Origin of the sequence: Rhodoferax saidenbachensis, assembly GCF_031457975.1 — a bacterium.
Lineage (GTDB): Bacteria > Pseudomonadota > Gammaproteobacteria > Burkholderiales > Burkholderiaceae_C > Allorhodoferax > Allorhodoferax saidenbachensis_A.
In genome coordinates this window covers 1-22,826 of record NZ_JAVDXO010000005.1, presented here as the reverse complement: position 1 = coordinate 22,826, position 22,826 = coordinate 1, and the positions used below count along the sequence as shown (strand labels likewise).

At 61.9% G+C, this 22,826-nt stretch carries 15 protein-coding genes; 8 read left to right on the top strand and 7 right to left on the bottom strand.

Translation table 11 applies throughout. The features are described from left to right. Positions 1–23 precede the first annotated feature (23 nt). The 3 genes from pyrF to J2X15_RS11915 all read left to right on the top strand — a co-directional run bounded on the left by pyrF (position 24) and on the right by J2X15_RS11915 (position 4,353). A complete protein-coding gene (pyrF, locus tag J2X15_RS11925) occupies positions 24–863 on the top strand; it encodes an orotidine-5'-phosphate decarboxylase (protein ID WP_310343093.1) in 840 nt (279 codons plus the stop codon). 132 nt (positions 864–995) lie between these two features. Next, positions 996–2,843, top strand: coding sequence for a DUF1800 domain-containing protein (locus J2X15_RS11920; RefSeq protein ID WP_310343091.1), 1,848 nt, complete (start codon positions 996–998; stop codon positions 2,841–2,843). 10 nt (positions 2,844–2,853) lie between these two features. Further along, the gene (locus tag J2X15_RS11915) at positions 2,854–4,353 is read left to right on the top strand and encodes a DUF1501 domain-containing protein (protein WP_310343089.1); all 1,500 of its coding nucleotides are present in this window, start codon (positions 2,854–2,856) and stop codon (positions 4,351–4,353) included. Between the two features lie 9 nt (positions 4,354–4,362). Here J2X15_RS11915 and J2X15_RS11910 read toward each other — a convergent pair whose 3' ends face one another. Both J2X15_RS11910 and exaC read right to left on the bottom strand, forming a co-directional pair. Then, positions 4,363–4,737, bottom strand: coding sequence for a DUF779 domain-containing protein (locus J2X15_RS11910; RefSeq protein ID WP_310343086.1), 375 nt, complete (start codon positions 4,735–4,737; stop codon positions 4,363–4,365). Continuing rightward, positions 4,737–6,260 (bottom strand): acetaldehyde dehydrogenase ExaC, encoded by a 1,524-nt coding sequence (exaC, locus tag J2X15_RS11905; protein ID WP_310343085.1) that lies wholly within the window; start codon positions 6,258–6,260, stop codon positions 4,737–4,739. Before exaC ends, J2X15_RS11910 begins: the two co-directional genes overlap by 1 nt. Positions 6,261–6,564: 304 nt before the next feature. On the opposite strand from exaC, the gene J2X15_RS11900 reads away from it, so the two are divergent. Continuing rightward, on the top strand, positions 6,565–8,484 hold the full coding sequence (locus J2X15_RS11900; RefSeq protein ID WP_310343083.1) for a sigma-54-dependent Fis family transcriptional regulator: 1,920 nt from the start codon (positions 6,565–6,567) through the stop codon (positions 8,482–8,484). Positions 8,485–8,555: 71 nt separating this feature from the next. On the opposite strand, the gene J2X15_RS11895 is transcribed toward J2X15_RS11900, so the two are convergent. Continuing rightward, on the bottom strand, positions 8,556–10,253 hold the full coding sequence (locus J2X15_RS11895; protein WP_310343081.1) for a hypothetical protein: 1,698 nt from the start codon (positions 10,251–10,253) through the stop codon (positions 8,556–8,558). 123 nt (positions 10,254–10,376) lie between these two features. Then, a complete protein-coding gene (uvrA, locus tag J2X15_RS11890; RefSeq protein ID WP_310343079.1) occupies positions 10,377–13,448 on the bottom strand; it encodes an excinuclease ABC subunit UvrA in 3,072 nt (1,023 codons plus the stop codon). Between the two features lie 128 nt (positions 13,449–13,576). Between uvrA and J2X15_RS11885 the strand changes: the two genes are divergently transcribed. Both J2X15_RS11885 and ssb read left to right on the top strand, forming a co-directional pair. Then, positions 13,577–14,755 carry an MFS transporter gene (locus tag J2X15_RS11885; protein WP_310343592.1) on the top strand — a complete coding sequence of 393 codons (1,179 nt, stop codon included), beginning with the start codon at positions 13,577–13,579 and terminating at the stop codon, positions 14,753–14,755. 25 nt (positions 14,756–14,780) lie between these two features. After that, entirely contained in the window at positions 14,781–15,290 is a 510-nt protein-coding gene (gene ssb, locus J2X15_RS11880) for a single-stranded DNA-binding protein (RefSeq protein WP_310343077.1), read from the top strand. A 65-nt stretch (positions 15,291–15,355) separates the two neighbouring features. Here ssb and J2X15_RS11875 read toward each other — a convergent pair whose 3' ends face one another. Together J2X15_RS11875 and J2X15_RS11870 are read right to left on the bottom strand one after the other, a co-directional pair. Then, complete coding sequence (locus tag J2X15_RS11875; RefSeq protein ID WP_310343076.1) at positions 15,356–17,206, bottom strand: TolC family outer membrane protein; 1,851 nt, start codon at positions 17,204–17,206, stop codon at positions 15,356–15,358. A gap of 91 nt (positions 17,207–17,297) precedes the next feature. Next, complete coding sequence (locus J2X15_RS11870) at positions 17,298–17,441, bottom strand: hypothetical protein (protein WP_310343074.1); 144 nt, start codon at positions 17,439–17,441, stop codon at positions 17,298–17,300. Between J2X15_RS11870 and J2X15_RS11865 the strand changes: the two genes are divergently transcribed. Then, positions 17,429–18,121 (top strand): transglutaminase-like cysteine peptidase, encoded by a 693-nt coding sequence (locus tag J2X15_RS11865; protein WP_310343071.1) that lies wholly within the window; start codon positions 17,429–17,431, stop codon positions 18,119–18,121. The genes J2X15_RS11870 and J2X15_RS11865 overlap by 13 nt on opposite strands. Positions 18,122–18,144: 23 nt before the next feature. Then, positions 18,145–20,082 carry a bifunctional diguanylate cyclase/phosphodiesterase gene (locus tag J2X15_RS11860; RefSeq protein WP_310343069.1) on the top strand — a complete coding sequence of 646 codons (1,938 nt, stop codon included), beginning with the start codon at positions 18,145–18,147 and terminating at the stop codon, positions 20,080–20,082. Positions 20,083–20,138: 56 nt separating this feature from the next. Here the strand turns inward: J2X15_RS11860 and J2X15_RS11855 are convergent. Next, a partial coding sequence (locus J2X15_RS11855; protein WP_310343068.1) for a type I secretion C-terminal target domain-containing protein occupies positions 20,139–22,826 on the bottom strand: 2,688 nt, incomplete at its 5' end.

The window sequence follows — 22,826 nt, the reverse complement described above, 5'->3', positions numbered from 1 at the left end:
AATGGCCTCCGTAAAATAGCCCCATGACCTTTCTTGACCAGTTGCGCACCGCCGAGCGCCAAAACGGCTCCCTGTTGTGCGTGGGCCTGGACCCCGAACCCGCCAAGTTTCCCGCCCACCTCAAGGGTGATGCCAGCAAGATCTACGACTTCTGTGCCGCCATCGTTGATGCCACCGCCGACTTGGTCATCAGCTTCAAACCGCAAATTGCCTACTTCGCCGCGCACCGCGCCGAAGACCAGCTCGAAAAGCTCATGGAGCACATGCGCCGTACCGCGCCCCAGGTGCCCATCATTCTGGACGCCAAGCGCGGCGACATTGGCAGCACGGCCGAGCAGTACGCGAAGGAAGCCTTTGAGCGCTACGGTGCCGACGCGGTCACGCTCTCTCCCTTCATGGGCTTTGACTCGGTGCAGCCGTATTTGAAGTACCACGGCAAGGGCGCTTTCCTGCTGTGCCGCACGTCCAACCCCGGTGGCGATGACCTGCAGCCCCAGCGCCTGCTGGATGTGCCGGGCCAGCCGCGCCTGTACGAGCACATTGCCAGCTTGGCCCAAGGCCCTTGGAACCTCAATGGCCAACTGGGGCTTGTGGTGGGGGCTACCTACCCCGCAGAGATTGAACGCGTGCGTGCGCTGGCGCCCACCTTGCCACTGCTGATTCCCGGTGTGGGTGCACAAGGCGGCGATGCGGTGGCCACCGTCAAGGCGGGATGGAAATCGGCAAACGGAGAGACCACTGCGCCCATCGTGGTGAATTCTTCACGCGCTATTTTGTATGCCGCGAGTGGTGCGGACTTCGCATCTGCAGCCCGCCAGGAAGCACTGCGCACCCGCGAAATATTGCAAGCTGCCACGCGCTGAATACCGCATGGGGCGGGCCCATGTCGTCAAGCGCACCCTCGGTAAATGTTTGTAAGAGCGCTGGGCAATCCAGCGGGATGGCCCTAGCCTCGGGCCCTACTTACAAGCTACGCGCCATTGGGCGACTTCGCTATGCACTCCGCCGTTGGAGATATTGCCACCGCCCCTGACACGCAGCCCGTTGAAGCGGATGCGCGCGCCGCTTCGCTGGCCGCAGCAGTGCTTGCCTCCGCGGCGTTATCAGCGTGTGGTGGCGGTGGTGGCGACTCGTCGTCTGGCGGCTCTGCGTCGGCCCCTGCTATTGGTGGGCGCGCAGTAGCGTTGCAATCTGCCAGCTTCGCTGCCGCCACGCGTGCGGTCGTCCCCTCGGCGGAACAGGCCGCCCGCTTCTTGATGCAAGCGCAATTCGCGGCCACCGATGCCGACATCGCATCCGTGCGCGCCAATGGCTACGCCGCGTGGATAGAGCGCCAAGTCGCTCTGAACTACGGCACTACTGGCTGGGATTGGCTCAACAGCCAAGGCTATGGCGACGTTTACAGCACTAACAATTATTACAACCAAAGCTACCCTGCCGATTACATGGCCTGGAGCCAGCTCATGGCGTCCAGCGACCCCATGCGCAAGCGCATGGGGCTGGCGCTGTCCGAGTTCTTTGTCGTGTCACTCTCGGGGTTGGAGTTCGGTTGGGTCAGCCACGCCATGGCCCACTACTGGGACACCCTGTGTGCGCATGCCTTTGGCAATTTTCGGGATTTGCTGGGCGCGATCACCCTGCATCCGGCCATGGGGTACTACCTCAACACCAAGGGCAACAAGAAGGAAAACGCGTCGGGTCGCCAGCCCGACGAAAACTTCGCCCGAGAGGTGATGCAGTTGTTCAGCGTGGGGCTGTACCTGCTCAACGCGGATGGCAGTTTGAAGCTCGACGGCAACGGCAATCCGCAGGAGACCTACACCACCAGTGACGTCAGCAACCTGGCCCGTGTGTTCACGGGCTACGACCTGGACATGCGGCAGAACGTTAATGTCACGATCAATGGAGACGCCATCGGCAACACCGCATTTGCGCGCTTGCCCATGTTGCTGACGGCCAGCAACCATTCCAACCTGGCGGCTACGTTTTTGGGCGTGACCATTCCGGCGAACACGCCTGCTGCTGCGGCCTTGAAAACAGCGCTGGACACGCTATTCAACCACCCCAACACCGCGCCGTTTTTCTGCAAGCAGATGATCCAACGTCTGGTGACCAGCAACCCCAGCGCCGCCTATGTGGGGCGTGTGGCCGCCGTGTTTACCGACAACGGTCTGGGTGTGCGCGGGGATTTGGCGTATGTGTTTGCGGCCATTCTGCTGGACCCCGAGGCGCGCAATGCGCCAGGCTTGAGCGACCCGGAGTACGGCAAGCTGCGTGAACCGATGTTGCGCCTGGTGCAGTGGGCGCGGACCTTTGGCGTGGGCTCTGCTAGCGGTGGCTGGAAGATTGGTGACCAAAGCAATGCGGGCACTCAGTTGGGCCAGAGCCCGCTGCGCTCGCCCTCGGTATTCAATTTCTTCCGGCCGGGTTACACCCCGCCCTCCACGGTGGCACCACCCGCCGTAGGCATGAGCGCCGGATCTGTGGCACCCGAGTTTCAGCTGGTGACTGAGACCAGCGTGGGCGGCTACCTCAACTTCATGATGGTCGCGATTGAAAGTGGCGTGAATTACTCGTCGGATATCAAGGCCGCCTACAGCACTGAAATCAGCCTGGCGACCAGTCCCTCTTCGGGCAACCCCAAGGCGCTGGTGGATCGGCTCAATCTGTTGTTGTGCGCGGGGCAGCTGTCTTCCACAACCGTGACCACCATCACCAATACCGTGGGCGGCATGGCCGGCATAGTGGCCTCCACCAGTACTACGGCCACCAACCTGCGCAAGCGCGTGTGCGCGGCTGTGCTCATGGTGATGGCCCATCCCGAATACCTGATCCAGAAATAGGCGGACTGCCATGCAATTTCCTCCGTCCGACCTACACACTCGCCGCGCGTTTTTGCGCCGCTCCGGGCAATTGGCCCTGACCGGCACTGCGCTGCCGTTTGCACTCAATTTGGTCGCTATTGGTGAGGCCGCAGCTTTCAACGCACCCAGTGGGGACTACAAGGCGCTGGTGTGCGTTTTTTTATACGGCGGTAATGATTACGCCAACACCGTCATTACCTATGACGACCCGAGCTACAACCAGTACAGCACCATCCGCGGCGGCGGCGCTGGGCAAACCGCTGGTGGCATTGCGCTAGCCAAATCCGCGTTGACGCCCACTCTGCTGGCACCCACCGTGGTGCCTCAAGACGCGCTGGGCCAAAACCGCCAGTACGCCCTCCACCCCTCCATGACGGGCCTGGCCAACCTCTTCAACAACGGCCATGCTGCGGTACAGCTCAATGTGGGGCCGCTGGTGGCACCCTTGACCCGGGCCGAATACAACAACAGCAACCACACCCTGTACCCACGTCCGCCGCAGCTGTTTTCCCACAACGACCAGCAGTCCATCTGGCAGTCCTCTTCGCCCGAGGGCTCCAAGGTGGGCTGGGGTGGCAACATGGGCGACCTGGTGCTGCAAAACAGCTTGAACACCAGTTCCATCTTCACCTGCATGTCGGTGTCGGGCAACGCCGTGTTCTTGTCCGGTGATACTGCTCTGCAGTACCAGGTCAGCACCAATGGAGCCATCAAGATCAAACCGGCGACCGATGCCACGGTCTACGGCTCCGCCTCAGTGCGCAGCACGATCGAGGCGTTTTTGCGCGACAGCCGTGTGCACAAGATGGAGAACGAATACAACGCCGTGACTGCGCGGGCGTTGAATGCCGAGTCGTCCGTCACCGCCGCACTGGCGCTCACCCCACCCAGCACCGTTTTCCCCACTGATGGCTTGGGCCCTCAGCTCAAGATGGTGGCGAGGCTGATCAATGGCCGCGCCCAGCTGGGTGCTCGGCGCCAGGTATTTTTTGTATCCATCGGTGGATTTGATCTGCACGACAACCTGGTGAGCCTGCAGTCGGTGTTGATGGACCGCGTGAGTAAGGCCATGACGGCGTTTTACGACGCGACGGTGGAGGTGGGCATTGCCGACAAGGTGACTGCCTTCACCGCATCCGACTTTGGCCGTACGCTGGCCTCGAACGGTGATGGCTCCGACCATGGCTGGGGCAGCCACCACCTGGTGGTGGGTGGTGCTGTGAACGGTAAAGCGTTTTACGGGGTGCCGCCGCCGGTGAGCGTGAGCGACGTGAAAGATGGCGGCGGCAATTACTTGCCCGAAAACGCTTGGCATGTGGGCCAAGGGCGCCTGTTGCCCCGTACTTCGTCTGACCAGTACGCGGCCACGCTGGCCAAATGGTTTGGGGTGACCGATGCTGAGATGCCCAGCGTGCTGCCAAAGATCGTGAACTTTGGCACCGCAGCAGGCCGGCCGGATTACCCGACCGACCTGGGGTTCATGCAATAGGGGTTGCGTTCAGGCGCTAGGCTTCTCAATCCCCAGCTCTGCCAATTCCGCATCGTTGAACACGCGGGACCGCGTATGAAAGGCCTTGCCCTCCGGCCCTTCCAGCGAGAAGGTACCGCCGTGGCCTTCGATCACATCGATGATGAGCTGCGTATGCTTCCAGTACTGGTACTGCGCCAGCCCAATGTAGAACGGGCAGCCACCAATATCGCCCAGGTACACATCGCCCGCACCCATGGTGATCTCACCTGGCAGGTAGCAGTTGGCGGCGCTGTTGTCGCAGCAGCCGCCACTCTGGTGGAACATCAGCTGCTCGCCGTGTTTGCTTTGCAGAAACGCGACGAGCTCCAATGCGGCCGGTGTAGCAACGACCTTGTCAACCATCAGAAGAAGCCCAGCTTGTTCTCGCTGTAGCTCACCAAGAGGTTCTTGGTCTGCTGGTAGTGGTCCAGCATCATCTTGTGCGTCTCACGCCCAATGCCGGATTCCTTGTAGCCGCCGAAGGCTGCGTGGGCCGGGTAGGCGTGGTAGCAGTTGGTCCACACGCGGCCGGCCTTGATGGCGCGGCCCATGCGGTAGGCCACGTTGCCGTTGCGGCTCCAGACACCGGCGCCCAGGCCGTACAGCGTGTCGTTGGCAATAGCTAGCGCTTCCGCCTCGTCCTTGAAGGTGGTCACGGCCAGCACGGGGCCGAAGATTTCTTCCTGGAAGATGCGCATCTTGTTGTGGCCCTTGAACAGTGTGGGCTGCACGTAGTAACCGCCTTCCAGGTCACCGCCCAGGTGGGCTTGCGCGCCGCCAATGAGTACTTCAGCGCCTTCTTGCTTGCCCAAGTCCAGGTACGACAAAATCTTGGTGAGTTGCTCTTTGCTGGCCTGTGCACCCATCATGCTGTCAGTGTCCAGCGGGTTCTTCTGCTGGATGGCTGCCACGCGCTTCAAGACGCGCTCCATGAATTTGTCGTAGATCGATTCTTGAATTAATGCACGTGAGGGGCAGGTGCAGACTTCACCCTGGTTGAACGCAAACAGCACCATGCCTTCGATGGCTTTGTCCAAGAAGGCATCGTCCTTGTCCATGATGTCGGCAAAGAACACATTGGGGCTCTTGCCGCCTAGCTCCAGCGTGGCGGGAATCAGGTTGTTGGCAGCGGCCTGTGCAATCACGCGGCCTGTGGTGGTGGAGCCGGTAAACGCAATCTTGGCGATGCGTTTGCTGGTGGCCAGCGGCATGCCGGCTTCGCGGCCGTAGCCGTTGACGATATTGAGTACGCCGGGAGGCAGCAGGTCGGCAATCAGTTCGGCCAGGATCAGGATGGAGATGGGGGTGGACTCTGCCGGTTTGAGCACCACGCAGTTGCCTGCGCCCAGTGCCGGCGCCAGCTTCCACGCGGCCATGAGGATGGGGAAGTTCCACGGAATGATCTGGCCCACCACGCCCAGCGGCTCCTGGATGTGGTACGCCACGGTGTTCTCGTCGATGTTGCTCAAGGCACCTTCTTGCGCCCGCACGCAGCCCGCAAAGTAGCGGAAGTGGTCCACGGTGAGCGGGATGTCGGCGTTCAGCGTTTCGCGGATCGCCTTGCCGTTGTCCACGGTCTCGGCATAGGCCAACAGCTCCAGGTTCTGTTCGATGCGATCGGCAATCTTCAGCAGGATGTTGCTGCGCGTGGCGGCATCGGTCTTGCCCCAGGCGTCGGCTGCGGCATGGGCGGCGTCCAGTGCCAGCTCAATGTCTTCGGCAGTCGACCGTGCGGCTTTTGTATAGACCTTGCCGCTGACCGGCGTGATGACGTCAAAGTATTGGCCCTTGACCGGGGGCACAAACTTGCCGCCAATGAAGTTGTTGTACTGGGTCTTGTAGGTGATCTTGGCGCCGGCCGTGCCGGGTGCTGCGTAAATAGCCATGGTTGTCGTCCTCTTGTGGTTGCTTTGAATGAACCTGCGTCGGCTTTTCCGGCAGGTACAAAGCTGTCTCAAGACGCGTGCCATGCAAGCGGCGACCGTGGGCCTTTGATTTCATTGGGTTTGTTGCGCCGCAGCACCCCGTGCAAGCTGTCCGCAAGCCAGGGCTGTCACGATTCGCCACAGTGACAGGTGTCACAAAATGGAACAGTTGGACATGCGGACCGGTGTGCGCCATTGCCTCGCACACCACCCACCCCCATACTGTGCCGAAGCGGGGCGAACACGACCCCGCGCAGGAGACAACGTGCGACAAACCTCCCCCATGCTGGCCTTGCGACAGGCCCGCCAGCAGCTATTGGAAACCGGCCAGTGCCCTGATGGCGTATTGGACGAACGCTTGGCCCGCTCTTGGCACCGCAGCCTGGCCGCGGGCTTGGCACCGGCCGGTCGTGCGGCCACCGACCACGCGGGCAGCGCCAACCTGCGCCAGGCGCTGGCCAATAGCCACGCCTTGCTGGCCCACTCGCGCCCGGTCATGGAGTACGTGTTTGACCAGGTGCGTCACAGCCAAAGCGTGGTGGTGCTGGCGGACCCGCACGGCATGCTCATGCATACGCTGGGAGACGTCAGCTTTGTAGGCAAGGCCGAGCGCGTGGCGTTGACCAGTGGTGCCTCCTGGCACGAATCGCACCGCGGCACCAACGCCATTGGCACCGCACTGGCCGAGCGCAATGCGGTGGAGATTCATGGAGGTGAACACTTTCTGGAGCGCAATGGTTTTCTCACCTGCGCGGCCTCGCCCATCCTCTCCGCCACCGGCGAACTCATGGGCGTGCTCGACATCTCGGGCGACCACCGCCATGGCCATGGCCACACGCTGGGCCTGGCCAGCACCGCCGCCCGCATGATCGAAAACCGGCTCATGGTGGCCACCTGCAAGCGCAACATCCGCCTGCACCTGCACAGCCAGCCCGAGGGTATCGGCAGCGTGGCCGAAGGCATCGTCGCCCTGTCGGACGATGGCTGGGTGGTCGGCGCCAACCGCGTGGGCCTGGCGCTGTTGCGCCTGAATGCCGGTGACATCGGCGCCACCCTGCTGGAGCGCGTGCTCGATGTGCGGCTGGATGATCTACTGTCGCGTCACAAACGCCGCCCCCAGCAGGTGCAGCAGCTGCGCCTGCACAGCGGCGCCGTGCTGTTTGCCCAAGTGCAGGTAGACGCCGCGGCGCTGCCGGTGACCAGCCTGTCACTGCCTGTGGCGAATGCCATCGTCAACGATGCACTGGCTGCGCTGGACACAGGGGACTTGCGTTGGCGCAGCGCCGCCGACAAGGCGCGCCGCGTGGTGGCCAAGCCCATCCCCGTGCTCATCCAGGGCGAGTCGGGCGTGGGCAAAGAGCTGTTTGCGCGCGCCCTGCACGCCAGTGGTCCGCGCCATGGGGCGCCTTTTGTGGCCATCAACTGCGGAGCCATTCCCGAAAGCCTGATCGAGTCCGAGCTGTTCGGCTACGTGGCGGGCGCCTTCACCGGCGCGCGCAAAGAAGGCAGCCTGGGCCGCCTGCGTGAGGCCGAGGGCGGCACGCTGTTTCTGGACGAGATTGGCGACATGCCCCTGCCCATGCAGACCCGGCTGCTGCGCGTGCTGCAGGAGCGCACGGTTACGCCCGTGGGGGCGGGCAAAGCAGTGGCCGTGGACTTTGCCTTGGTCTGCGCCACACACAGCAAGCTGGCTGAGGCGGCAGAGCGCGGCACATTCCGCCAAGACCTGTACTACCGCATCAACGGCCTCACCGTGCAGCTGCCGGCCTTGCGTGAGCGCAGCGACTTTGGCGCGCTGACCGAGCGCCTGCTGGCCGACCTGAGCCCGGAGCGCGAGGTACAGCTGGCCCCTGAACTGCTGGCCCGCTTGAGCGCCTACGCCTGGCCCGGCAACCTGCGCCAATACGCCAGCGTGCTGCGCACCGCCTGCGCCATGCTGCTGGAGGGAGAAGACACCTTGGACTGGGTGCATATGCCCGACGATCTGGTGGACGCGCTGAGGGTGGGGGATGTTGCGGAGGCAGTGCCAGTGGAACCCGCTGCTGCCCAGGCCCCGCAAAGCCTGCAGGCCCTGGGCCACGCCGCTATCCAGCAGGCGCTGGAGGCTGCGCGTGGCAATGTGTCGCTGGCCGCGCGCCAACTGGGTATTAGCCGGCAGACGCTGTACCGCAAGCTGCGCACATAAATCGCTATTGTTTTGATAGCTGTTTGCGCAAGTAACACGGGGGCTGGAGCCCAATTTAACACTCGGGTGGGCTAGACCTTGGCGCCCGCCTTGATCAGCGCAGCCCGCACCTCTTGTTGATCTCCGAAGGTGGCGAGGAGCAGCGCGTTGATGCTTCTTTGTCCAGGGTCGACCGCATTAGGGCTCGCACCCGCCTTGAGCAGCGGGCCTACGACGGCGCTGTTGTAGTGCTTGATGGCGTCGATCAAGGCCGCGTCGAGTTCCTTGCGCCCTGAGAAGGCGTTGGAGTCGAGGCGGAACTGGACTTGTCCCGCGCAATGGGCACGCACCGCCTCACCCAAGGAGCCCACGCGGTCGCACGGGTCCATCAGATTCCCGGCTTGGGGGTTGGCAGCGCGCAGCGCCAGTTGCAAACCCATGTAGTTGCCATTCGACGCAACCGTCGTGTCATCCGAGAGCAGAAAACGGGAGTGCCCATTGGCGTTCGCCGTCTGCACCACCAGCTGCAAGCGCACATCCTGGTCGCCAGCCAGGCTCTGCGGCAGCGTGAGTTGAAAGCTGCCATCGCTGCGCAGGGCCACGGGGTCTTTTGCCAGATCGACCACCCAGGGCAGGGGCTCGCTTTGCGCCAAGGTGGTGGTGGTGCCGTCGCTGGCGGCCTGGCTCAGCACCAGACGAATGCTTTCCACCCGGCAGTTGACAGCCGGTTTACAGGCGCCCGCTGGCGCGAGCGCCAACTGCTGAATGCGCATGCGCAACTCCCCGCGGTTCACTTGTGCCTGGCCTTGCAGGTGCGCGCGCAAGTGCCCATCGTCGATCAACCAGTTGCTCAGCAACACACCAAACTCCGGTGTGCGCACGTGCGTGCTCAGGAGCCAGGAGGCATCGGTTTCGTCCACGCCGCGCACGCGCTCCACTCCCGCCACCGCAGCATCTTCGACCACCGACACGCTGTCCGTCGACATGGTCATGACCGGCCAGTCCTTGGGCGGCGCATCTGGGGACCACATGGGCAGCAGCAAGCGCCAAGCTACCAAGCCCACCACGGCAAGGGACAGTGCGAACGCGCCCCGCCGGACCCAGCGAAGGCCACTTCGGACGCGTGCTGGCGACGGAAGCCTAGACGCATAGTCCGGCTCCGGCAGTTCCGAAGTCGACGGGGTGTCAGTATCTGGGTGTAGCGATTCCGAGGCGTCGTCTTCGCTGTCTAAGCCAGTTTCGCGGGACGTTTCGGCTTGGGTCTCAATGTGAAAAGGCCATGCCGCGTCATCGCCCTGGAGTACCAGGGAAACGTACAAAAAGTCATCTTCTGAACCTGGCAGATCGGTGGGAAGGGTGAATTCGGCCGTGACGGCCTGCACCATGAGCTCGCCGTCCACCAGCGTGGGGACCGGGGTGGCCATAAATTTGCGCTCCCAGACGCTCCCAAAGCTGCTCATGTCTTCGCTCGGCGAATCAATGGTCACCAGCAGTGTCCAGGCCTGCGCCTTCATAGGCCGGGTCAGGTTGAAGGTCGCCATCGTGGGCACGCCGTGGGGCACGGGGTCCTGCGAGAGGTGCAGCGTGACGCCAGTGCCGCGCAGGCGACTGAGCCAGAGCAATAGGGCGCCAACGGCAAGCCCCACACCCGTGAGCACCGCCACGCCTTTGAACCATTCCGCAATGCCAGGCTCGGGCATGACCAGCGCCCAGACCAGCGCGTTCCAGGCGATGGCGATCACTGTCAGCTTCGGTGCGCCAGTGCCGAGCGAGTTTTTGTGGTGGGACATCGTATTTTTCATCGTTGCTGGAACAGGCGGCGTTTGGCGATGCGGTCTAGTCGGTGAATAGATTTGCTATTAAATCAGGAGCTGCTCGCGCATATTCCACGGGGCTAAGTGCCACTTTGGCATTTAATTCTCCAGTAGCAGCGGCTTCAGATAGCGCCCCGTATAGCTGTCCGGGTTCGCTGCAATGTCTTCCGGCGTGCCCACGCCCACCACCGTACCACCACCCGCGCCACCCTCGGGGCCGATGTCGATGAGCCAGTCCGCGGTTTTGATCACGTCCAGGTTGTGCTCGATGATGACGATGGTGTTGCCCGCGTCGCGCAGCTGGTGCAGAACCTTGAGCAGCAGCGCAATGTCGGCAAAGTGCAGGCCCGTGGTCGGTTCGTCCAGGATGTAGAGCGTGCGCCCGGTGTCGCGCTTGCTCAGTTCCAGCGCCAGCTTCACGCGCTGCGCCTCGCCGCCGCTGAGCGTGGTGGCGGCCTGGCCCAGGCGGATGTAGGAGAGGCCCACGTCCAGCAGGGTCTGCAACTTGCGCGCGATGGTGGGCACGGCCTGCAGGAACTCGTAGGCGGCCTCCACCGTCATGTCCAGGATCTGCGCGATGTTCTTGCCCTTGTAGAGCACTTCCAGCGTTTCCCGGTTGTAACGCTGGCCCGCGCACACGTCGCAGGGCACATAGACGTCGGGCAGAAAGTGCATCTCCACCTTCACCATGCCGTCGCCCTGGCAGGCCTCGCAGCGGCCACCGGCCACGTTGAAGCTAAAGCGCCCCGGCCCGTAGCCGCGTTCGCGCGCCATGGGTACCTCGGCCATCAGCTCGCGAATGGGCGTGAACAGGCCGGTGTAGGTGGCAGGGTTGCTGCGCGGTGTGCGACCAATGGGCGACTGGTCGACGTTGATGACTTTGTCGAAGTACTGGATGCCGTCGATGCTCTCGTGTGCCGCGGGCTCGTCGTGCGCGCGGTAGAGCTGGCGCGCCACGGCGGCGTACAGCGTGTCGTTCACCAGCGTGCTCTTGCCCGAGCCGGAAACGCCGGTCACGCAGGTCAGCAGGCCCACGGGGAAGTCCACGTCCACGCCCTTGAGGTTGTGGCCCGATGCACCCACGACGCGAATGGCCTGCATGTTGCCTTGGGTGGCAATGTGGTGGGCCTGGCGCTCGGCCCAGGCCAGCGCGGCTTTGCTGGGGGCGCCCTTGTTGCCGGTTTTGGCGCTGGCCTTGGCCACGGGTTTGGCTTCTGCCACTACCGGCAGCCAGGGCGTGCGGCGCTTGGGCACGGCAATCTGCAGCGTCTTGGCCAGGTACTGGCCGGTCAGCGATTCGGGGTGGGCCTTCACTTCGTCAAATGTGCCTTGGGCGATCACCCGCCCGCCGTGCACGCCCGCGCCCAGGCCCATGTCGATCACATGGTCGGCAGCGCGCATCATGTCTTCGTCGTGCTCCACCACCAGCACGCTGTTGCCAATGTCGCGCAGGTGCTGCAGCGTGCCAATCAGGCGGTCGTTGTCGCGCTGGTGTAGGCCGATGCTGGGCTCATCCAGTACGTACATCACGCCCGTCAGGCCCGAGCCGATTTGCGATGCGAGGCGGATGCGCTGGCTCTCACCACCACTCAGCGTTTCCGCGCTGCGGTCCAGGCTCAGGTAGTTCAGGCCCACATCGTTGAGGAACTTCAGGCGCAGGCCAATCTCGCGGATCACCTTGGAGGCAATTTCGCCACGAGCACCGGGCATCTGCAGCGTGTTGAAGTACTCAAAGCTCTCGCGCAGCGTGGCGTGGCTGATTTCAAAAATGGCACGGGCCTGGTCACCCTCCCCCACCTTCACATGGCGCGCTTCCCTGCGCAGGCGCGAGCCAAAACAGTCGGGGCAGGGTTGGGTGCTGCGCAGGCGGCCCAGGTCTTCGCGTACCAGGGCGGAATCGGTCTCGCGGTAGCGCCGCTGCATGTTGGGGATGATGCCCTCGAAGGGATGCTTTTTGGTGACCTTCTTGCCTTGTGAGGCGCCCGAATCCATCACGTAGCTGAACTTGATCTCTTCCTCGCCGGAGCCGAACAGGATGGCGTTTTGCACCGCTTCGGGCAGGCTCTCGAAGGCCGCATCGATGTCGAACTGGTAGTGCTTGGCTAGGCTCTCTAGCATGCTGAAGTAGTAGCCGTTGCGCCGGTCCCAGCCCTTGATGGCGCCGCTGGCCAGGCTCAGCGTGGGGAAGGCGACCACGCGCGTGGGGTCAAAAAACTCGTGGTTGCCCAGGCCGTCGCAGGTGGGGCAGGCGCCCACGGGTGAGTTGAACGAGAACAGGCGCGGCTCCAGCTCGCTGATGGAGTAGCTGCAGATGGGGCAGGCGAACTTGGCGTTGAATAAGTGCTCTTTAGGCCTCTGGCCCCCGTCGTCATTGCGCGAGGTGCTATCAATTTCAGAGTCCTTGGGCGTATCCATCTCCAGCGCAATGGCCCGTCCGTTGGCTAGGCGCAGCGCCGCCTCAAAGCTTTCGGCCAAGCGCTGCTTCAGGTCGGCGCGCACCTTGATGCGATCCACCACGACGTCGATGTCGTGCTTCTCGGTCTTCTTGAGCTTGGGTAGGTTCTCGGCCTCATAGGCCTCGCCGTTGATGCGAAAGCGCACATAGCCCTGGGCCTGCATGTCGGCAAACACGTCCAGAAATTCGCCCTTCTTCTCGCGCGCCAGCGGCGCCAGAATCATCAGCCGCGTGTCTTCGGGCAGGGCCAGCACGGCGTCCACCATCTGGCTCACGGTCTGGCTCTGCAACGGCAGGTTGTGGTCCGGGCAAAACGGGGTGCCCGCGCGGGCAAACAGCAGGCGCAGGTAGTCGTGGATCTCGGTCACCGTGCCCACGGTGGAGCGCGGGTTGTGGCTGGTGGCCTTTTGCTCGATGCTGATGGCGGGCGACAGGCCCTCGATCATGTCCACATCGGGCTTGTCCATGAGCTGCAAGAACTGGCGGGCGTAGGTGCTCAGGCTCTCTACATAGCGGCGCTGGCCTTCGGCGTACAGCGTGTCAAACGCCAGGCTGGACTTGCCGGAGCCGCTCAACCCGGTGATCACCACCAGCTGGTTGCGGGGGATGTCCAGGTCGATGTTCTTGAGGTTGTGGGTGCGCGCGCCCCGCACGCTGATGTTTTGCTGCTGCAGGGCTCTGGCCAGATATTTGCCGTCGTCAGTAGGAGAGTTCAAGTTCGTGGCCGCCAAAAGAGTAACCCGCCATGATAGACAATGTCGGGTTGCGCCGCCCGACCCGGGTTTGTGCCGCCTTTTGCCCACGAGTGCCCGTTTTGCCTACGTCCGCCCTGCCCGACACCACCATGACGCCGCAAGAGCGTCGCTCCAGCGCCTCTTTGGCCCTTATATTTGCCCTGCGCATGCTGGGGCTTTTCCTGGTTTTGCCGGTATTTGCGCTGGAGGCGCGCCGCTACCCTGGTGGCGACGACACCGCGCTGGTGGGCCTGGCCATGGGCATTTATGGACTGACCCAGGGCGTGTTGCAGATCCCGTTTGGCATGGCGTCCGACCGGTTTGGCCGCAAACCGGTGATGGTGGTGGGGCTGGTCATTTTTGCTGCTGGCAGCGCGCTGGCGGCCTGGGCGCCCAGCCTGCCCTGGCTGGTGGCCGGGCGAGCACTGCAGGGTGCCGGGGCCATTTCGGCCGCGGTGACGGCCCTGCTGGCCGACCAGACGCGTGATGTGGTGCGCACCAAGGCCATGGCGCTGATCGGTGCCAGCATCGGGCTCATGTTCGCGCTGTCTCTGGTGCTGTCGCCTTTGTTGGCGGCCCACGTGGGCTTGCACGGCTTGTTTGCCATCACCGCTGCGCTGGCGTTGGGCGGTATTGCCGTGGTGCTGTGGTGGGTGCCGCCCGAGCCAACCCAGCATGTGGACGCCGCGCGCGGCGGTTTGCTGGAGGTGCTGCGCCATCCGGCGCTGCTGCGGCTGGATTTGGGGGTGTTTGTGCTGCACGCGGTGCAGCTGGCCATGTGGGTGGCCTTGCCTGCGATGCTGGTGCAGGCGGGCTTGGCACGCGATCAACATTGGCAGGTGTACCTGCCGGCGGTACTGGCCTCGTTCGTGGTGATGGGGACCACCCTGTTTCCGCTGGAAAAGCGGGGTTACCTGCGCGCCGTATTCCTTTGCGCCGTAGGGCTGGTGACGCTGGTGCAACTGGGCCTGCTGGTGCTGAGTCGTGCCACGCCTTCGGTAGCGCTGCTGGCTACACTGCTTTTTGTATTTTTCTGCGGATTCAATGTGCTGGAGGCCAGCCAGCCCAGCCTGGCCTCGCGCGTGGCGCCGGCTTCCGCCCGCGGTGCGGCGCTGGGCGTGTACAACACCTTGCAGTCGCTGGGGTTCTTTGCGGGCGGTGCGCTGGGCGGCTGGCTGGTGAAATGGGCCGGACCGCAGGCCCTGTTTGCCACCAGCACAGCGGCCATGCTGGTGTGGCTGGCCGTGGCCTGGCCCATGCGCGCGCCTGTTGCAGCCCGGACGGCATAATCGTCCCACTTTTCTGGAGAAAACCATGGCATCCGTCAATAAAGTCATTCTGGTCGGCAACTGTGGCCGCGACCCCGAAATTCGTTACCTGCCCTCTGGCCAGGCCGTGGCCAACGTCAGCGTGGCCACCAGCAGCCGCCGCAAGGACCGCAACACCGGCGAGACGGTGGAAGACACCCAGTGGCACCGCGTCACCTTTTATGACCGCCTGGCCGAGATCGCCGGCGAATACGTGAAAAAAGGCCGCCCCATCTACGTGGAAGGCCGCCTGAAGTACGGCAAGTACATCGACCAGGCTGGCGTGGAAAAGAACACGGTGGACATCGTGGCCACCGAATTGCAGCTGCTGGGCGGCCGTGAAGGCATGGGCGGTCCGTCGGATGGCGGTGACGAAGGCGGTGCACCGCCGCCCCCCCGTCGCATGGCGCCTGCCGCTGCCCCGCGCGCTGCAGCCCCTGCGCCAGCACCCCGTCAGGCACCGGCGCCACGCCCTGCCAGCGGCTTTGACGACATGGACGACGACATTCCGTTCTGAAATCGATGCGCCTCCGACAACAAAAAAGCGACCCTCGGGTCGCTTTTTTGTTGCACGCGCCCTGATCAGAAGGTGCGGCCCTTGGTCACCGTTTCACGCACGATCTTCCAGGCATCGCCGACGCGGACCAGGGACAAGGTCTTCTCTACCGAGTCGCGATAGTCCACCGAGCCATATTCCTGTTTGAAAGCTACCTCGGCACTCTTGGCATCGCAGGTCAGGGGCTTGATGTCGCTCACGGTGGCCTGGATGTCACCCTGTTTGCCAATGCGCTTCTTGCGCAGGGTCTCCCACGCGCTGCGGCTTAGGCCCATGGCAGGCACAAAGTTTTCTGCGTAATGGCTCAGGTAGCCGGTGGCGTCCTTGGAATTCCAGGCCGCTAGCCAGGTCTGTACCGACTGGGGTACCTGCATGCAGGCTTGCGCGGCCGGGTCAGGCGTGGGGGCTTTGACCGGTGCGGGCAGTGCTACTGGCAAGGGGGCGGGTTCTACCGGCGATGGTTTTGCCACGGCGACCGGCACAGGCGTCTTCTCAATCGAGGGCAAGGTGTGGCTGCTGCACTCCATCATCTCGTCATCGTTCTCTTGGCCACCTTTCACTTCGGGCAGGGTGCTGGACAAGGTCTGCAGTTTCAGCGCTTCCAGCAGCGAGCCTGACGACGCCAGCACCCGGGCATGGGCCAGTTGCAGGTCGTATTCGGCATTGGCCAGGGCACGGCGTGCCTGGTAGTACTCGTTTTCGGTGTCCAGCAGGTCCAGCAGCGATCGCTGGCCAATGTCGAATTGCTGCTGGTAGGCCACGCGGGCCTTGGAGGTGGACAGCTCGTGTTGTTGCAACAGCTTGATTTGCGAGGCAATACGCATCGAGTCGTTGTAGGCAATTTGCCCGGTCTGCCATACATCGCGGCAGGCCTTGTCGCGCAGGTCAAAGGCCGAGTTGAGCTTGGCTGCGTACTGCTTGATGCGGGTGATGTCCGAACCGCCACGGAACAGGTTGTAGTTCAGCACCAGCTCTAGCGTGGAATCGCGGAAGTCTCCGATGACACCGCTCTGGTTGGCTTCATAGCTTTGGCGCGCCCGGAATTCCAACGTGGGGTACATCGCCGCTTTGCGCAGATTCAGGTCGGCACGGAAGGCGCGCAGGGTGGCTACCGAGGCAAGAAAGTCCGGGTTTTTGGCGACAGCACCGCGCAGAAACTCGACGCTCTGGGGCATCTGGCCGGCCAGCGGAGGAGGAGGGGGCAGCTCGGCAGCTGGTGTGTCACCGACCAGGCGCTGATAGCGGGCTGACACGTCATGCAGGTTGCTCACTTCGGTGAGCCAGTTGGACTCGGCCAGCGCCATGCGGCCCGAGGCCTGCTCCAGGTCCACGCGGCGGCCCACACCGGCTTGTACTTTCTGGTTCAGGCGGCCATGCACCTCTTGGTGGGTGATCAGGTTGTCGGCGGCCATTTCTACCAGCTCACGGTAGCGGATCACGTCCAGGTAGGCGCGGGCGGCTTCCAGCCCAGTCTGGTTGCTGGCCGACTGCAGTTCGTAAAACGCGCTTTGTTGGGCATAGCTCAGGCGGCGCACATCGTTCAGAGTAGCAAAGCCATCGAACAGGGTCTGGCGCAACTGGATGGAGGCCCGGTTGCCGTTGTACGACTGGGTGGACGACAGGTAGGGCTTGAGCGTCTGGTTGGACGAGGTGGCGGCCTCCAGATCTACCTTGGGCAGCCATCCGCCTTCGGCCGATTTGCGTTCTTCCTGCGAGGCTTCGAAGTTGTGGAAGCGCAGTTTGACTTCCGGGTTTTGCAGGATGGCGCGCTCCACCGCATCCTTCAAGTTGGTGGGCGATGGTGCTGTTTGTGCATTGGCCCCCACAGAGAGGGCGACAAGCGCAATCGCTTGGCTGATTGCGGTCAGTCGATTCATAGTAGAAACTTCTTTGAATTCAAGCTCGCCGGGCTTGTTGGTGGAGCGGAGCGCTGTGCTAACCTCAATGCCAGCGTCCATCCCCTGATTATCAGGCCAGCGATCTATTTTTAGCATACCTTGCTTGCAGCGGCCCTTTGGTAAAACCAAGATCAAGTGCGATGAATTTCACGTTATCAGGATTTTTCTGCGGGTGATGCCTGCCGACGGAAGCAGACTGGAATGGTGCTTGCACTGCGTTCTCTCCACAAGTGGACCACCGCCGTGCTGCTATCGGCGGTGCTGTTGGGTGTCGCGGGGATTGTGCAGGGTGCCGCCGATTTCGATCGCCTTCTGGCCACATTGACGCAGCGCTGGGGCAATGGCCCGGTGCCCAAGTTCACGGCTTGGCGAGGTTTGATACAGAACAACTTAGCGGCTTCCGATGCTGAACGCATCAAACGCGTGAACCAGTTCTTCAACCAGCAGGTGCAGTTTGCTGAAGACACGGTGGTCTGGGGACAGGCCGATTACTGGGCCACACCCATGGAGTCGTTGGGGCGCGGCGCGGGAGACTGTGAAGACTTTGCCATCGCCAAATATTTCACCCTGCTGCAAACCGGCGTGATGCCCGAGAAGCTGCGGTTGATCTATGTGCGCGCCAAAACAGGCGGTGCAGATGGTGCGCCCACCCAGGCGCACATGGTGCTGGCCTATTACGCCCAGCCTGATGCCGAGCCGCTCATCATGGACAACCTGATTCCCGATATTCGTCCTGCATCACGCAGGCCGGACTTGGTGCCTGTTTTTAGTTTCAACAGCGCTGGCGTGTTTGCCGGTGTCGGTGGTGGCGAGGCCGCGGCAGCAGGGGGAACGGGGCGCTTGTCCCGTTGGGAAGATTTACTGCGCCGTGCGAAAGCCGAAGGTTTTGAATAGATTGCTTGCAAGAGGAATACGAAATGTCGATGTACCGTCAACTATGGCTCGCGATTGTGGTCAGCATGTTGCTGGCCCTGGGTGGTGGTCTGCTGGCCTCCATGCTGAGTGCACGTAGCTACCTGGGCTCTCAGCTGTCGATCAAAAACACGGATAACGCGACGGCATTGGCCCTGTCTCTGAGCCAGGGGACCCCGGATGCGGTAACCGTGGATCTGGTGGTGGCGTCGCTGTTTGACAGCGGTCACTATGAACTGATCCGCGTGACAGACCCCAGCGGCAAGCTGATTAGCGAGCGGGTGGGCGATGCCAAAGATCTGGATGCGCCCGCCTGGTTTGCCCATCTGCTACCCATCACCGCCACACCGGGGCAGGCCCAGATCAGCAGTGGGTGGAAGCAGTTTGGTACGGTCACTCTCGTCAGCCACAGCCGCTTTGCCTATGGTGCGCTATGGAAGACTGCCTACGAGATGGTGTTGGCGTTGTCACTCGCAGGCGTTGTGGGTGGTTTTTTGGGATCCATGGTGCTGGGGCGGATTCGCGGGCCATTGCGCACCGTGATTGAGCAGGCCAAGGCCATTACCCAGCGCCGTTTTGTGACGGTGGAACTGCCCAAAGTTCCCGAACTCAAACAGCTGGCCGTGGCCATGAATGCCACGGTGGGGCGGCTCAAAGCTATGTTTGAGGAAGAGGCTTCGCGGTTGGAGCTGGTGCGCAAAGAGGCCAATTTTGATCCGCTGACGGGGCTGGCCAATCGATCGCATTTCATGGCGCGCTTGCGCCAGGCGATTGATGCAGAGGATTCAGTGGGTGGGACCTTGATGATGGTGCGCTTGGCGGATCTGATAGGTATCAACCGGCGACTCGGGCGTGCTTCAACGGACGATTTTTTGAAAGTCATGGGGCGCACGATCCATGCGGTGTCTGCAACATCCAGCAATGGGGTAGCGGCCCGCCTCAATGGCGCAGACTTTGCTGTATTGCTGCCCGCAGAAAAAGCGGGGTATGCGGTGGGCGTGCAACTGTTGCAGGACATGGCATTGGCGGCTGCGCCGTTTGTGGATGGCGCAGTGACAGCCTGGATTGGCGTCGGCCGATTCGCTGCTGGTGCGGATGTGGGGAGTCTGTTGTCGCAAGTGGACTTGGCGCTGGCCGACGCCGAAGCGGGAGGGACGGACGGCGTCAGGGAGGCGCAGGCTGATGCCGCGGATGAAATGCCGCGCACCGTGGATCAATGGTCCACGATGATCAAGCGCGCGCTGGAGCACCAGTGGGTACGGCTGATTTCGTTTCCCGTGGTCAATGCACAAGGGGCCTTGTCACACCGTGAGTGTCCGTTACGGTTGATGTTTGACGAAAAAGGCGAGTGGTTGCCTGCCGGCCGATTCCTGCCCGTGGCTGAACGCCTCAAACTGACGCCGGCACTGGACCTGGTGGCAGTGGCCCTGGGCCTGCAGGAGCTCAAGTCCGCCCCGGACTTGCCTGGGTTGGCAATCAATCTGTCGGCAAGTTCGTTGGAAGATGCTACTTTTCAACCGCGACTGATGGCATTGATTGCGGCACAGAAAGAGTTGGCACCCCGGTTGTGGCTGGAAATGGCGGAGGGCGGTGCTTTGAAGCACCTTGAGGCCTTCAAAGTGCTGTGCCGCGCGTTGAATGCTGCCGGTTGCCGGACCGGGCTTGAGCATTTTGGGCATCACTTCAGCCAGATTGGCCAATTGCATGACCTTGGCTTGGATTACCTGAAGGTGGACTCCAGTTTCGTGCGGGGGGTTGAATCCAACACTGGCAACGCAGCCTTCCTGAAGGGCTTGTGCAGCATTGCCCACAACATCGGCCTGTTAGTGCTTGCCGAGGGCGTTACTTCTTCCGCAGAGCTGGACGTGCTGTTGGCTCTCGGTTTTGACGGCGCTACTGGGCCTGGCGTGCGAATCCTGCCCATCACACCTTCCTCGCACTGAGCTGTCAATGCCATCATGAGGCATTCATGATGGCCTCTGCGTCCTGAAATGACCGATCAATCGACGATTAGTCGTTTGTTGGTGAGCAAGTCCTGTATGACGGCGTTGTCATTGAGCAATGCGGTGCCGCTGTTGTCCTGCAGCAGATTCACACCTGTCAGCACGATGGTCTGATTTTCATTTGCTGCGTTGTAGGTGCCACCCGTAAAGCCGCCTGTGGTACTGACGTGTACAACGGTATTTCCGTTGGAAACTTCAAAGTGCAGGTAGTTCGACAGGTTGCCGGATGCGAGCCCTTGATGGTTTTCACCAACTAGCAGATCACGCAGATCGAGCGCGTCGCCTTCTGACTTGCTGAAGTCCATCACCAGGTCGGTGGTGCCGGAGAGGCCGATGCTGTTCCCTACGCCGTAGGCATTGCCCCCACCTGCGTTACTGACGCCAGTGGTACTGTTTCCGTCGTTCAGTGACCAGGAGAAAACGTCGGCTCCGGTATCGCCCTTGAGCACGTCGCTGCCTGCGCCGCCTTCCAGTCGGTCATTGCCAGCACCGCCGCGCAGCGCATCGTTACTTGCACCACCGTTCAAGTAGTCATTACCGGCGCCACCATACAGCAGATCGCTTCCAGCTTCTCCAAACAAAGCGTCATTGCCTGCGCCACCATGGACCAGATCTCCGTAGCCTTTGTTGGTCGTGCTGGCGACTGTGGCCGTAAACACCCCGCCGGAGGTCATGCTGGCATCGGTTGTCGTCATGAAGGTCGAACCAGCTAGGTTGGCGACCGTCGTTGTGGCCGTCCCACTGTCACCAGCATAGACCACGTCATTACCAGCACCCGCTTCGACATAATCATTGCCAGCCAGGGCGCTGATGTTGTCGTCCGATGCCGTACCGGTTAGCGTGTCCGCAGCAGCGGTGCCCGTGATCAACGATGTGCCGGTATAGGAGTCCGTGTGGCCGTTGATCGTGATAGTCAGCGTACTCGTGCTGGTTGCGCCACTCGGGTCGGTGACCGTGTAGGCAATGAAGTCCGTAAGCGTCTGCCCTGTGTTGAGCGCATTGATTCGTGCATCATCACTGGTGAGTACGTAGGTGTACGCGCCGTTGCTGTTGATCACGAAAGTGCCGTAGGAACCCGCCACGCTGGCGCCTGTGAGTGCGCTCTGGCCGCTGACTGTAGCGACGGTCAAGGTGTCGCCATCCACGTCTGTGTCGTTGCTGATCACAGAGCCCGTGACCGTGTACGTCCCCGAGTCCTCTGTCACACTGTTTGTGTCGGCTACCGCGATAGGGGCGTCATTGACCCCTGCTACCGGGATCGACAGCGTGGTCGTGGTGGTGGCCAGTTCGTTGGTGGCGTTTTCTTTGCTGCTCAGTTCCAGCGTCAGGCCGTAGGTGCCGCTGAAGTTGGCTGGGGGTTTGATGGTTAATGTGCTCAGCGACCAACTGGTGATATTGATGGAGGTCGTGCCTGTCGTTGCCGTGAAGCTATTGGTCCCATCGGATAGAACCGTCCCAACCAGTAAATTCTTTGCGAAAAGTGAGACCAGTGCTTCAGATCCATCCGTGTCTGCAAGAGCTATCGTGATCGGTGAAAGCTTGATCGTGGTGTCTTCCACGCCGCTGTTGCTGATAGGGTAGTACCCGGCTGTCGTTGTGCCGACCACTGCATCATGAATGCCGCCGGCATTTTCGACAGCTGCGATCGAACTGTAGATTTTGAAGTTACTGCTGGTCAGGTCCTGCGCAGTGCCGCCATCAACACTCAAGTACGGTTTGACTGCGCCAATCCCATCGCCGTTGTAAACGGCCCAATCGAGTGTGTAGTAACCGCTGACTGTGGCTGAATACGTGGTTCCGGTGATATTGCCCCAGCTGTTGTACTGTTTCTCCAGAACAATAGTGCCGCCCAAGCTGAGCAAGGCTGTATCGTCCATATAGGAACTGAAGGTATAGGTGTGACCGGCCTCCAGGTAGATCAATCCGGTCATTCGATACGCTCCGTCGGTTGAGATTCCAGATGGATCGCCGCCGGCGTTTGCGGTGTAGTTTTGTGGGGCCGTTGATATGGAGGTGGTGGCTGGCGTGTCCGCATCTAGCAATGTGAGCAGTTGCTCAACTTCTGTCACGGTATCGACCGTTGTTGCAGAGATGTTGGGGACGGCCGTATAAGTGCGTACGGTCAATCCATCGCCTGACGGTTGTATCACGACGGTGGTCGCGCCGTCTATTACTGAGGTGCCACCAATTCTAAGTATGGGGTCATCGGCTACTGGTGCGATATCAAGAGTCAATGTGGCTGTCGTGCTGGTCGCGCTGCCGTCATTGCCTTGGTATGTGAAGCTTGCGTAGTCGCTCTTCATGTTGCCGGTGCCTGATGAGTAGACATTGCTCCCAGACTCATTAAGGTCCGGTGCGAAGCGCAAATGTCCTGCATCGATCTCGGTCTTGCTAACAACCTGATTGGCAGTGACATTCGTCCATGTCACACCGTTGCTTGAATACTGCAGGATCCCGTCAGATGGCAGGGTGACAATTTTCACGCTCATGGCACTGGCAGACGAATCAACGTCGCTGACGCCAAAGTTGGCCCATGACAGGGTGATCGCCGTGTCTTCAGTCCCGATTACTGTGCCGCCGATGGCTGTTGGCACATCGTTGGTGCCGGTGACGGTGATGGTGAGCTCGGCCTTGTCGGTGGCGCCCTGTGCGTCGCTGAGGGTGTACGTGAAAGTATCGGTGGC

What these genes read in the sequence shown, in the direction of transcription:
- pyrF (WP_310343093.1), top strand. Translation starts at nt 24, where the DNA reads ATGACCTTTCTTGACCAGTTGCGCACCGCCGAGCGCCAAAACGGCTCC.
- J2X15_RS11920 (WP_310343091.1), top strand. Translation starts at nt 996, where the DNA reads ATGCACTCCGCCGTTGGAGATATTGCCACCGCCCCTGACACGCAGCCC.
- J2X15_RS11915 (WP_310343089.1), top strand. Translation starts at nt 2,854, where the DNA reads ATGCAATTTCCTCCGTCCGACCTACACACTCGCCGCGCGTTTTTGCGC.
- J2X15_RS11910 (WP_310343086.1), bottom strand. Translation starts at nt 4,737, where the DNA reads ATGGTTGACAAGGTCGTTGCTACACCGGCCGCATTGGAGCTCGTCGCG.
- exaC (WP_310343085.1), bottom strand. Translation starts at nt 6,260, where the DNA reads ATGGCTATTTACGCAGCACCCGGCACGGCCGGCGCCAAGATCACCTAC.
- J2X15_RS11895 (WP_310343081.1), bottom strand. Translation starts at nt 10,253, where the DNA reads ATGTCCCACCACAAAAACTCGCTCGGCACTGGCGCACCGAAGCTGACA.
- J2X15_RS11885 (WP_310343592.1), top strand. Translation starts at nt 13,577, where the DNA reads ATGACGCCGCAAGAGCGTCGCTCCAGCGCCTCTTTGGCCCTTATATTT.
- ssb (WP_310343077.1), top strand. Translation starts at nt 14,781, where the DNA reads ATGGCATCCGTCAATAAAGTCATTCTGGTCGGCAACTGTGGCCGCGAC.
- J2X15_RS11875 (WP_310343076.1), bottom strand. Translation starts at nt 17,206, where the DNA reads ATGAATCGACTGACCGCAATCAGCCAAGCGATTGCGCTTGTCGCCCTC.
- J2X15_RS11865 (WP_310343071.1), top strand. Translation starts at nt 17,429, where the DNA reads ATGGTGCTTGCACTGCGTTCTCTCCACAAGTGGACCACCGCCGTGCTG.
- J2X15_RS11860 (WP_310343069.1), top strand. Translation starts at nt 18,145, where the DNA reads ATGTCGATGTACCGTCAACTATGGCTCGCGATTGTGGTCAGCATGTTG.